10 protein-coding genes are annotated in these 12,416 nt (G+C 30.3%); 3 read left to right on the top strand and 7 right to left on the bottom strand.

The annotated features are described in order from the left end of the window. The 3 genes from LPB136_RS06570 to LPB136_RS06560 are packed head-to-tail and all read left to right on the top strand — an operon-like array spanning window position 1 to window position 2,342. Window positions 1–606 (top strand): sugar transferase, encoded by a 606-nt coding sequence (locus LPB136_RS06570; protein ID WP_072555360.1) that lies wholly within the window; start codon window positions 1–3, stop codon window positions 604–606. After that, window positions 599–1,216 carry an acetyltransferase gene (locus LPB136_RS06565; RefSeq protein ID WP_072555359.1) on the top strand — a complete coding sequence of 206 codons (618 nt, stop codon included), beginning with the start codon at window positions 599–601 and terminating at the stop codon, window positions 1,214–1,216. Before LPB136_RS06570 ends, LPB136_RS06565 begins: the two co-directional genes overlap by 8 nt. After that, on the top strand, window positions 1,209–2,342 hold the full coding sequence (locus tag LPB136_RS06560) for a DegT/DnrJ/EryC1/StrS family aminotransferase (protein ID WP_158009613.1): 1,134 nt from the start codon (window positions 1,209–1,211) through the stop codon (window positions 2,340–2,342). Before LPB136_RS06565 ends, LPB136_RS06560 begins: the two co-directional genes overlap by 8 nt. Before the next feature lie 72 nt (window positions 2,343–2,414). Here the strand turns inward: LPB136_RS06560 and LPB136_RS06555 are convergent, their stop codons facing one another. From LPB136_RS06555 to porU, 7 genes are all read right to left on the bottom strand, one after another. Beyond that, a complete protein-coding gene (locus LPB136_RS06555; RefSeq protein ID WP_083426191.1) occupies window positions 2,415–4,046 on the bottom strand; it encodes a LysM peptidoglycan-binding domain-containing protein in 1,632 nt (543 codons plus the stop codon). Window positions 4,047–4,088: 42 nt separating this feature from the next. Continuing rightward, the gene (gene guaA / locus LPB136_RS06550; protein WP_072555357.1) at window positions 4,089–5,624 is read right to left on the bottom strand and encodes a glutamine-hydrolyzing GMP synthase; all 1,536 of its coding nucleotides are present in this window, start codon (window positions 5,622–5,624) and stop codon (window positions 4,089–4,091) included. A 62-nt stretch (window positions 5,625–5,686) separates the two neighbouring features. Then, complete coding sequence (locus LPB136_RS06545; protein WP_072555356.1) at window positions 5,687–6,754, bottom strand: 3-oxoacyl-ACP synthase III family protein; 1,068 nt, start codon at window positions 6,752–6,754, stop codon at window positions 5,687–5,689. A gap of 121 nt (window positions 6,755–6,875) precedes the next feature. Further along, entirely contained in the window at window positions 6,876–7,259 is a 384-nt protein-coding gene (locus tag LPB136_RS06540) for a group III truncated hemoglobin (RefSeq protein WP_072555355.1), read from the bottom strand. Then, window positions 7,260–7,742 carry a cytidine deaminase gene (gene cdd, locus LPB136_RS06535; RefSeq protein ID WP_072555354.1) on the bottom strand — a complete coding sequence of 161 codons (483 nt, stop codon included), beginning with the start codon at window positions 7,740–7,742 and terminating at the stop codon, window positions 7,260–7,262. A gap of 76 nt (window positions 7,743–7,818) precedes the next feature. Beyond that, the gene (gene porV, locus LPB136_RS06530; protein ID WP_072555353.1) at window positions 7,819–8,868 is read right to left on the bottom strand and encodes a type IX secretion system outer membrane channel protein PorV; all 1,050 of its coding nucleotides are present in this window, start codon (window positions 8,866–8,868) and stop codon (window positions 7,819–7,821) included. A 43-nt stretch (window positions 8,869–8,911) separates the two neighbouring features. Further along, the gene (porU, locus tag LPB136_RS06525) at window positions 8,912–12,313 is read right to left on the bottom strand and encodes a type IX secretion system sortase PorU (RefSeq protein ID WP_072555352.1); all 3,402 of its coding nucleotides are present in this window, start codon (window positions 12,311–12,313) and stop codon (window positions 8,912–8,914) included. Window positions 12,314–12,416: the final 103 nt, after the last annotated feature.

The following is a 12,416-nucleotide window of genomic DNA, read 5'->3' as shown; positions in this document are numbered from 1 at the left end:
TTGTATATACATTTTTTTAAACGAGTTATAGATTTTTTAATTTCACTAGTGGGTTTATTTGTTTTAAGCCCTCTTTTTTTTATTGTTTTAATCTTATTAATGATTAATAATAATGGAAGACCTTTTTTCTTTCAGAATAGACCTGGGAAAAATGAAAAAATATTTAAAGTAATTAAGTTTAAAACCATGAATGATAAGAAAGATTTTCAAGGTAACTTATTGTCAGATTCCGAAAGATTAACTAAGGTAGGAAACTTTGTAAGGAAAACATCATTAGATGAAATTCCACAATTAATTAATGTTATCAAAGGAGATATGAGTATAATTGGTCCAAGACCTTTATTACCAGAATATTTAACGTTGTATAATAATATTCAAAAGAAAAGACATAATGTTCGTCCAGGAATTACGGGTTGGGCGCAAGTAAATGGTAGGAACGCAATTAGTTGGGAGAAAAAATTTGATTTTGATGTTTGGTACGTTGAAAATATTAGTTTTTTAATTGATTTAAAGATTTTTTTTAAAACATTTTCTAAAGTTTTTAAAAGTGAAGGGATAAATACTAAAGGAGAAGCTACAACTACAAAATTCTTAGGAAATGAATAAGGTTTGTTTGTTTGGAGCAAGTGGTCATGGAAAAGTAATTAAAGATATTGTAGAAAGTAACGGTATAAGTGTTGCTGCTTTTATCGATGATAATCCAAATGCTAAAGAGTTATTAAACATCCCCGTTTTTAATTCTAATCAAATAAAAGAATTTTTAGAACAAAAGTTTATTCTAAGTGTTGGAAATAACTCAATTAGAAAAAAAATTAGTCAAAAATTTAGTTTAGAATATACAAGTTCTATTCATTTATCAGCAATAGTTTCTTCTACTTCATCGATAGATGTAGGGACGGTAGTAATGGCTGGTGCAGTTATAAATTCAGAAACAAAAATAGGTAAGCATTGTATTGTTAATTCAAATTCAGTGGTAGAACATGATTGTGTTTTAGAAGATTTTGTTCATATTTCACCAAATGTAACAATAACAGGAAATATAAAAATAGGAGAAGGAACACATGTTGGTGCAGGCGCAACCATTATTCCTAATTTAAAAATAGGTAAATGGGTTACAATTGGTGCAGGTGCAGTTATTATAAGAGATATTCCAGATTATGCTATTGTAGTAGGTAGCCCTGGTAAAATAATTAAATATAAAAAAGAAGATGAGTAAAATATGGCTATCCTCACCACACATGGGAGGAACTGAACAAAAATACGTGCAAGAAGCATTTGATACAAATTGGGTAGCACCTTTAGGTCCAAATGTAAATGGATTTGAACAAGATCTAGCAAGCTACGTAGAAGAAGACTCAAAGGTAGCTTGTCTTGCATCAGGAACATCTGCATTACACTTAGCATTAATTTTAGCAGGTGTAAAATTAAACGATACTGTTATTTGCCAAAGCATGACGTTTTCAGCTTCAGCAAATCCAATTACCTATCAAGGTGCTGAACCAATTTTTGTAGATAGTGAAAAGGAAACTTGGAACTTGTGTCCAAATCACTTAGAAAAAGCAATAAAAGCAGGTATAGCTAATAACAAAAAGCCAAAAGCAATTATTATTGTTCATTTATATGGAATGCCTGCTAAAATGGATGAAATAGTAGCGATTGCTAATAAATATGAAATTGCATTAATTGAAGATGCTGCAGAAGCTTTAGGTTCAACATATAAAGGTCAAAAGTGTGGAACTTTTTGTGACTATGGTGTTTTATCATTCAACGGAAATAAAATTATTACAACTTCAGGTGGTGGAGCTTTAGTGTGTAAAACTGAAGAAACAAAGCAAAAAACTATTTTTTTAGCAACACAAGCAAGAGATAACGCACCACATTACCAACATTCTGAAATTGGTTATAATTATAGAATGAGCAATATAGTTGCAGGTATCGGTAGAGGACAAATGGAAGTTCTAGATAAACATATTGGCTTAAGAAGAGCAAATAATCAGTTTTATAAAGAGTTATTTAAAGATGTTGATGGTATTGAGGTCTTTGTAGAACCAACAAAAGATTATTTTTCTAACCATTGGTTGAGTTGTATTACTGTTGATGAGAAAAAAACAGGGTTTTCTAGAGAAAATATCCGTTTAAAATTATTAGAAGACAATATAGAAACAAGACCACTTTGGAAACCAATGCATTTACAACCAGTTTTTAAGGATTGTGCTTATTTTGGAGATTCTGTAGCTGAAGATTTATTTAAAAATGGTTTATGTTTACCTTCTGGTTCTAATTTAACTGATGAAGATCGAGATAGAATAAAAACTTCATTTTTAAAAATGATTACTAAGTAAACAACTATTATAATTAGATAAAAAAAAAGAGGCTGAAATTTAATTTCAGCCTCTTTTTTAATTGTAAGTTTTTTACTTCAACCTAGTTAAACTTAAATCTTCATTGTACTTTAATATAAATAAACCTTCATTATTTGTAACACCAAATAAGCGTTTTTTATAATCAAACTTACTTACTAATCTATAGGAACTACCTTCGTTTAGTGTTTCTTTTAGGTCGTTGTTAGAGCTAGCTAAACGAGCTAAAACATCATAAGTAATATCAAAACCTTTAGTTGAATGAATAGAAGGTAAAGAATTATTTAGTTTTCTATATTTAGAATTAAAAGCTTTAGTAGCATAGTTACTTTCATCTATAAACTCATTGGTTACATAACTAAAATTAATTTTTGCTAATTTAAAGTTATCAATTCTATTAAATGCTTTGTTCTTATCAATAGCAAAAACCTGAGCAGTAACTTCTTCTGGTAAAGAAATCATACTATTTAATGCATCTGCTACAGCAACATCATTGTCAGAAACTACTATAACCCAAGTATGCGTTTTTGGCTTCATTAAATCTGTAAATTTCTCTTTTTTAATGTAACCATTTTTAGGTTTTAAAATAGAGATAGTATTAATAGAATCGTTCTTTTTTAATTTACTAACTATTTTAAGAATATTAGAGTTTGATTTAGCTTTACCGTCTCCAACAACAATAATGTTTTCATTAGTATAACTTTCAGATAAGTAGTTTGTTAATGCTTCTAAATAACTACTTTTATCTGGAGCCGTTTTTATTAATTTTGAAGATGAAAATGTTTTTTGATCTTTAGAGAAATGTGGAAAAACAACAGGAGAGCTAACGCTACCAGCTAATTTTTTAGCTTCATCTGAATAAAATGGGCCAATTATTACATCAGCATTTTTTAATTGACCACTAGAAGCTATAGAATTAATCCTAGAGCTCCTTTTTTCTGTATCAAAAACTTGAACATTAACTTTTACACCTTTTTTTCTAATTGAATCGATTGCAATTTCTGCTCCCATATAAAAATCAGTAACAATATTTGCTAAAGTATTATTGCTAAACACATCTTTAGCGTCAGTGTCTTTGTATTCGTTTGCTCTAAAAGGTAATAATAATGCTATGTTAACTTCAGAATTGGATTTTATGTTGTCTTCAAAAACATCATTTGCTTCTGCATCTTCTTCAGTTAAAATGGGTTTAATTTTTATTACTTGATTAATTTTTAAACCTTCCTTTTCTACTGTAGGATTTAATGTAAATAATTCTTCTTTAGAAATATTATAAAAACGAGTTAAACCGTAAACAGTCTCTTTAGCTTTAACTTTATGAACTACAAAGTTTTTTTTCAATTCTTCTAATTCTGAATCTACTGTGTTAGCTTCTTCAGCAGTAACATCAATAGGAGTTTTTACTTCATCAATTTTAGTTTCTACTTTATCAACTTTAATGTTTTCTGCAATTTGCGTGTTATTCTTCTTTGAATTTGGAATAATAATTACGGTATTTGCATCTGGTTTTCTGCCAACATCAGGGTTTAAACGTAATAAATCTTTAGTTTTAAGATTGTAGTTTTTGGCAATACTACGCATAGTTTCACCATCTTTTACTTTGTATTCGATGTACTTTTTTTGCTGACCACATGATACAGCAAAGGTCATAATACATAGTAAAATCAAAAATTTTAATCTTTTCATCTTTAAATTTATTTTATATTTTTTCAAAAAGAAATAATAGTTTTATTCCCATTCTATAGTTGCAGGTGGTTTAGAACTAATGTCATAAACTACTCTGTTAACACCTTTTACTTTATTAATTATATTGTTTGATGTTTTTTGTAAAAACTCATATGGTAAATTTACCCAATCTGCCGTCATTCCATCAGTACTTTCTACAGCTCTAAGAGCAACTACTTTTTCATAAGTACGTTCATCTCCCATAACACCTACAGAATTTACTGGTAATAAAATAGCTCCGGCTTGCCAAACTTTGTTATATAAACCACTTTCTTTTAATCCGTTGATGAAAATAGCATCTACTTCTTGCAAAATACGAACTTTTTCTGACGTTATATCTCCTAAAATTCTAATTGCTAAACCTGGTCCAGGAAATGGATGACGACCTAATAACTCAGCATCAATTCCCATCGATTTTCCAACCCGGCGAACTTCATCTTTAAAAATCATTCTTAGCGGTTCTACAATTTTCAATTTCATGAAATCTGGTAAACCACCAACATTATGATGACTCTTAATAGTTGCTGAAGGACCTCCGTTTACGGAAACCGATTCTATTACATCAGGATAAATTGTGCCTTGTGCTAACCATTTTGCATCTTCAATTTGATTTGCTTCATCATCAAAAACATCAATAAATACTTTACCAATTGCTTTTCTTTTTGCTTCTGGATCGCTTAATCCTGCAAGTTCATTCAAAAAACGTGCCGAAGCATCTACACCTTTTACGTTTAAGCCCATACCTTCGTATTGCTTTAAAACGTCTGTATATTCGTTTTTACGTAACAAACCGTTGTTTACAAAAATACAATGTAAATTACTTCCAATTGCTTTGTGTAAAAGTACTGCTGCTACCGTAGAATCTACTCCTCCAGATAATCCTAAAACTACTTTGTCGTTACCAACTTTAGCTTTTAAATCGGCAACCGTTTCATCTACAAAAGAATCTGGTGTCCAAGTTTGTGCTACTCCTGCTATACTAACTAAAAAATTTTGTAATAATTGTTTACCATCGGTAGAATGATACACTTCTGGATGAAATTGAATTGCATACGTCTTTTCTCCTTCAATCTTATAAGCTGCATTCTCTACATCGTTTGTGCTTGCTAAAAGTTTTCCGTTTGTAGGTAGTTCTTTTATGGTGTCTGAATGACTCATCCAAACTTGACTTCCTTTAGAGATGTTTGCTAAAAATTCTTCTCCTTCTTTAACGTAAGATAAATTTGCTCTTCCGTATTCTCTTGTGTTTGAAGGAGCAACTAATCCACCAGAAAAATGAGCTAAATATTGTGCGCCATAACAAACAGCTAACAATGGTTTTTTACCTCTAATTTCTGATAAATCTGGATGAGGAGCTTCTTCTGAACGAACTGAAGATGGGCTTCCTGATAGAATTACCGCTTTAAAATCGTTTAAGTTTTGTGGTATTTTATTGTAAGGGTGAATTTCACAATAGATGTTTAATTCTCTTACGCGGCGTGCAATTAGTTGTGTGTATTGCGAGCCAAAATCTAATATAAGTACGTTGTGTTGTTGCATGCGCAAAAATAATACTTAGATATTAGATTTACGATATATGATTAACGATTTTTTAAAGTTTTTTAAAATCGATACGTTATTGCATTTATATTCATACCTGCACCAACAGAAGCTAGTAAAATAACATCTCCTTTTTTAACTTCTTGGTTTTCTATATTTCCTTTTAAAACCATATCTAATAATGTTGGTACTGTTGCAACCGAACTGTTACCTAGTTTATGAATGCTCATTGGCATAACGCCTTCTGGCACAGGTTTTTTATATAATCGAAAGAATCTATTAATAATAGCTTCATCCATTTTTTCGTTTGCTTGATGAATAAATATTTTCTTTACTTCATCTATAGAAACACCACTTTTATCTAAAGCAATTTTCATTGCTTTCGGAACATTTGTTAATGCGAATTCGTAAATTTTACGACCATGCATTTTAATATATCGAACATCTTTATCTTTGTTTTCATTGAAAGATTTTCCGAAGAATAAATAAAAAGCTTCATCTTTTGCAAAGGTTTGTGATGCGTGACTTAAAATTCCACTTTCAGAAGTTTCATCTGTAGCTTCAACAATACAAGCACCAGCTCCGTCACTATAAATCATAGAATCTCTATCGTGTAGGTCTACAACTCTAGAAAGTGTTTCGGCTCCAATAACTAAACATTTTTTAGCAATACCAGCTTTTATAAATGCTTGTGCTTGTATTACACCTTCAACCCAACCAGGACAGCCAAAAAGAATGTCATAAGCAACACAATTAGGGTTGTTTATGCGAAGTAAATGTTTAACCCGTGTTGCTAAACTTGGTAAAATATCACTTTGTATAGTGTCTTTTTTAACGTCTCCAAAGTTATGAGCTAAAATAATGTAGTCTAAGTCTTCAGGATTTATTTTAGCATCTTCAATGGCTTTTTCAGCAGCAAAATAGGCTAAATCAGACGCGGTAAAATGATTTTCAGCATAACGTCTTTCTTCAATTCCTGTAATAGTTTTAAACTTATCAATTATTACAGTATTTTCAGCATTAAAACTAGAGCCATCTGCGTTTAGAAATTCACTTTTTGCAAATTTTACGTTTTCTTTTTTTATTGTTGGTATGTAGGCTCCTGTACCTGTTATTTTTGCTGAAATCATTTATTACTTATTTACAACATGCAATTTAGAAAATGATAAGATTTTAGATTTGCTATGCATGCATAATAATGGGAGGTTCAAATGAAAATTATTTAGTATTTATATTAAAAAGTAAATGAGTCTAATTTTTATATAGATTCATCTTAAGCTTCATTACCATTGATATAGAAGTTGCTCTTTCTTTCATTTTAGAAGTGTTTAAACCGATGAAATCAGTGTCAATTGTTTCAAATAAATACGACATCCAAATGGTAAAGTGCTTTTCCCTAAACGCAATAAAAGAGTTTATATCTAAATGTTTTTTTAATACATTATTAGAATATGTTATAGTATCAAAAAGAATATCATTCCAGAAATCTGTAATAATATCTATATGTTTTTCGAGGGTTTTGTTTTGTACAAAATTTTCAAAAAAAGGAAGCATTTCTTCATCATTTAATAGTTTTTCATAAAACTTACAAATAATATGTTTAATGTCTTTCCTAGAAGTAATATCTTTTTTCATTTATAGGTATGAACTATCAAAAGAGAAGGGTAGAAGTGAGAGCAACGATTCTGTTTTTACAATTTGACCTATTTCTCCCATAAAAATAATTTCTATAGGTTCTTTTTGGTTGATTTCGTATTCAGACAACGTTTGTCTGCATGCTCCGCAAGGTCCAACAGGTTTATTTACTAAGTTTTCAGTAGATGCTGCGGTTATGGCTATTTTTTTGACTTTCATGTTTGGGTAATCAGAGCCAGCTTTCCAAATTGCTACTCTTTCTGCACACATTCCAGAAGGATAGGCAGCACTTTCTTGATTATTTCCTAAAATGATTTCTCCATTATCTAATAATAAGGCAGCTCCAACTTTAAATTTTGAATAAGGAGCATATGCTTTTTTTCTTGCTTCAATGGCGTTGGTCATTAAGTTTTGTTCTTCTGATGAAAGCTCCGAAACTGAATCAAAAATAGTTGCAGAAGTTCGTATGTCAATTTTCTTCATAAAAGTATTTTAGTCAAAAAAAGCAGTCAATTTATCGACTGCTTATATATTATAGGTACTAACTTACTAATTTTTTTTAATAATCGTCATAAATTTCACCAAAATCAAATGCTAAAGAGAAACGTAAAGTATTTTCTAAAGGATTGTTAATGTCTGATGCATTTATTAAGTATGATAAATCTACTGTAAAAGCTCTGGCTTCAAAACCTGCTCCTAGAGTAAAGAATTGTCTATTTCCGTTTTCTTCACTTTCATTAAAGTAACCTGCTCTAAGAGCAAAAGCTTTATTGTACATGTATTCTGCTCCTAATGCCCAAGTTGGCGTAGGATTTTCAAAAGAACTAAACATTCCTTCAAACCAACCTTTATCAGAATTTGAATCTTCAGGAACTAATAGTTTTGTGAATTCTAAATTTAAGCCTAGAGTGTTGTAATCATCAAAAATAAAATCAAAACCACCACCTAATTTTAAGTTCGTTGGAATAAAATTTTCTTCTCCTGGAGTATAAGCAACTTTAGGACCAATGTTTGCAATGTTAAAACCTAAACGATAGCGACCATTAAATGTTCCGTAGTTTTCTTCTGTAGAACGATAGTAACCAGAAATATCTACAGCAAAGGAGTTTATTGCTTCAAAATCTTGATCAATATCATAATTAGAATTTATATATTTTAAACCAACTCCCATAGAGAATCCTTCACTTAACTTTAAAGAATAATACCCTGAAATTGCAAGTTCACTTGGATTTAAATATCCTTCAGGTAAGCCTTGGTCTGATGTTTTATTAATTTGTCCTAAAGAGAAATATTTTAAATCTACTCCCCAGGCTTGGTTTTCACTAAATCTATTAACTACAGATACATTTCCAGCAAAAATATCATCGGTTAAATTACGTAACCAAGGTACATAACTTGCTCCAATGCTTAATTGGTTTTCATTAAATGCTATTTTAGATGCATTATGAAATAAAGAAAATGCATCAGAAGATGTAGCTACACCAATATCTCCCATACCACCAGCTCTAGCGTCGGCAGGAATTAATAAAAAAGGTGTTGCAGTTGTTGTTTGTGCTTTAACATTAAAGGCTAAACATGATACAAAAAATAAAAGTGTAAATTTTTTCATTATTTTAGTTGTAGTAATTTAATAGTTTGACAAATATAAGGTTTTATTGAAGTATAACTAATTTTTCATACTTTTCTGATACTAGATTACTTATGGTTGCTTTTACTTTTAATTTATATACGTAAACTCCTTTACCAATTTTGTTGCCAAAATCATCTAAACCATTCCAAGTAATACTTCGAGATAAACCACCTGTTGTTTGAACATTTTGATTTATAGTTTTGATTAATTTACCCGAAACTGTAAAAATTTGTACTTGTACATCTAAGGGTTCATTAGGTTTATTATGATTAAACCAAAACTCGGTATAATTAACAAATGGGTTTGGGTAATTTAAGACATTTTCTAAAAGTAGACTAGTATCACTAACGACCACAAAGTTTAACGTTGCTTCTGAAGAATTATTGTAAGTATCCCAAGCTTTTAATGTAATTGTGTGTGGGCCAACTGCTAAGTCTCTTAATTTATAGTTTACGACACCGTTTGTAAAGTCATTTAATTCGGTTTGATAAAAATCGTTAAGAATAAAAGGATTTGCTTGATCTCCATCTAAAATTGCAACAATATCATGGTCTATAGCAGTAATAGAAGTGTTTATACCACTAGGATCTGCTAATTTGGCAATAAAATTTGGAGAAGAATTTGTGTTTCCTCCATCAATAAAAGATTCATCATTCATAAAAAGTTGAATTTCAGGTCCAACAGTATCCTCTGGTGCATCAGGGTTTATTCCACCAACAACTACATCAAAATTTGCACCTGTTTTATCAATTTCTTGATTTTCAGCATAAAAAGATAATTTTCCTTTTCCGTATGCAATTTTAACATCTCTAGGAACAATAAATTCGAACTGAAAAGCACCGTTTTCTACAGTTGCTTTTCCTCTAAATAATTTACTTTCTTGAGAATCAAATGGCATAATAACACCAAAGTTGTCATTATCTAGAGTTTCTTTAATTACTGGTTTATCATAAACTGTAGCGCTTAAAGTTCCATTAAAATCGGTTAAAGTTATATCATTATTATCTGTAACTACACCTTCAAATGTAACACGAGATAGTGCTTTTAATGTGTCTAAAGATTGTGTTACGTCTATACCATTCATTTTTGTGATTTTAATGTTTGGTTTTGGAACGGCTAGTTTCATTGCGGGGTCTCCGATGTTATAAACGAAGAATTTTTGACGACTACTTGTATTGTTTTTAGTTTTAAGTAGTGCTTGTGAAATAGTTAATTCTTCCTGATTAAATGCTAATAGAACTTTAACGAGTTCTTGGTTAAATGTTTGCCCAACATTTATGAAAATTTCTCTAGTAGTAGTAATTAAATTTGCTACACCTCCGTTTTTTTTCCAAAAAATACGTTCGCCTGCCGTAAGCCTTAGTGGGTTGTCAAATCTTGTAAAATCACAAGTAACAGTTACAAATAGAGGTGAAAAATTATTGTTTAAAGCTTCAATTTCTGCAATGGTTAAAATTCTTTCAGCTGCAAGACCGTCTTCACCTCCATGTCCAAAATAATTATAAACTAAAGTTCCTTTTTCAAAGGAGTTTAAAAGATTTGTATTTACATCAGGGTAACGTTCTCCACCCGAACTATTTTGTTGTACAAATGCATCTGCATAAATTTTTGTTACATTTAAGTCGGGTCTATTGACTTTTATAGAATCTGCAATTTCTTCCATTCCTTGTTCAATAGTTTCTTCACCTCTAGTGTCAATATCATCTGCCATAAGAGTAATGCTGTTTCTCCAGTCACCTAGTTTGTCCGTTTGGTAGTAACTTAAAATTTTATCTACAACATTAGTGGCTTGTTCTGTTGTATTTACAGGAATTCTAGATGTTGCAATATCTAAAGAGTGAAATGATTGCATGTTTCCTTCTGTGTTTTCAAGCATGGCATAATAATCATCAGTAACGTAGGAGGTTGCTAAGTTAAATCCATTTCCTTGATTTCGATTTGCTAAATATACTGGAACAATATTGGTGTTGTTTACGATTCGATCTTTATAGTCATAAGAGGCATCTCCAAAGAAACAGACAAACTGTAGTTTTTTATCTAAGGCTGTATTGTTATCATATTGATGTTTTAAGAAGTCTCTTATTGCCGTAATATCTGGTGAACCTGAACCAAACTCGTTGTATATTTGACCTAACAAAACAACTTTTGTTGTTAAGTTAGAGTTTTCTTGATGATAGGTTGTTAAACGAGAAGCTTGATTTTCAAACTCTTTAGTTGTAATTACAATATAATTAATGTCTTGTAAACTATGTAGGTTTTGATTTTCTACAATTGAGTTTTCTAGAACTTCAGGAGTATAATAATCATTTTCATTAAGAACTATATACTCATTTAAATTACCGCCATTTGCTTTAAAATTGAATGTATTTCCTGTTGTAGTTTGGTTTTGTATGTTTTTTGGGTTGATAAAATCGGTAACATCCCAAATTTGATGAATTGAAGAACTTTTTTGTAATTGAAACTCTACAATGTCAGTGCTATCTTCTTGTTCAAAACTTCTAAAAGAAAATTGAAAGTCATTAGAAATCAACTGTTTTTTTCCAATAATTTCTATATAATCTAAATAACCACTTGCAGATGGATTTCCGCTATTATTATATAAGATATTTACATCAATTATATCTGCTTGGTTTGTAAAGTTATTTGTTCTTTCAATTGCATGTCCTTGTGTTAGAGAACCTGGATTTACTTGTGGATAGTTTAATGTAAAACTATTATTGGCATTTATTGAAATAGTAAAAGAACTTGGAGAATTAGAAACTGTAGCTCCTCGAAACCTAATTGTAGCTTGAGCGTTAGGTACAGCGTTAGGAAAAGGAACTTTAAAGTTTTGATTGTTTTCACTACTGAAATCTTCTCCATACCAATCTTGCCCAATAGCTAACATGTTAACGAGGTCTTTTTCGTAAAATATAAAATCTGTAAACTCTGTAATTTGTAAAGTGGAATTTGTAGCTATTTCACTTGAATTTGTTATTCTTTTACCGGAGCCATTTTCAACAGTAATAAAATAATAGGCTTTATCAGAATATATGTTTTGTCTATGATTAGCCGTGTTATTTGTGCTGTCTATAATCCAATCATGAGGTCCTTTTGCATAAAATAAGATATAATCATTAGAGTCAAAAACTCCATCATCTTCCCCAGAAACAAAAATAGCGTTCTCTTGTAAATCATTATACCTAAAACTACTGTTTAAGTTAGGTAATAAACTACCACCATTTCCATAAATTTTAATATTTTTTGGATTGATATTATTAGGGTTTATACCAATTTTTTGCAATAGGTTTCTATCAATTTTAAAAACCCCTGTAGTGTCAATTGCAAATTTATACCAAGTTCCATTTGATAAGTTTGAGTCAGAAACTTGAGAAAAGCAAGCAAAAGAGAATAATGCAAAAAAAAGAAGTAGTAGTCTTTTCATATATCTAGTTTAAATAACGCTTTTTTATGTGAGTTATTTTAGCTTTTGCAAGAATAAATATAATAAAGCAAAAAAACAATCGTTTAAGTTAAGGTTGTTGCAA

This window comes from Tenacibaculum todarodis, assembly GCF_001889045.1.
GTDB classification, from domain to species: domain Bacteria; phylum Bacteroidota; class Bacteroidia; order Flavobacteriales; family Flavobacteriaceae; genus Polaribacter; species Polaribacter todarodis.
Note: the sequence above shows the minus strand (reverse complement) of the source record. Positions and strands in the feature narration are given on the sequence as shown.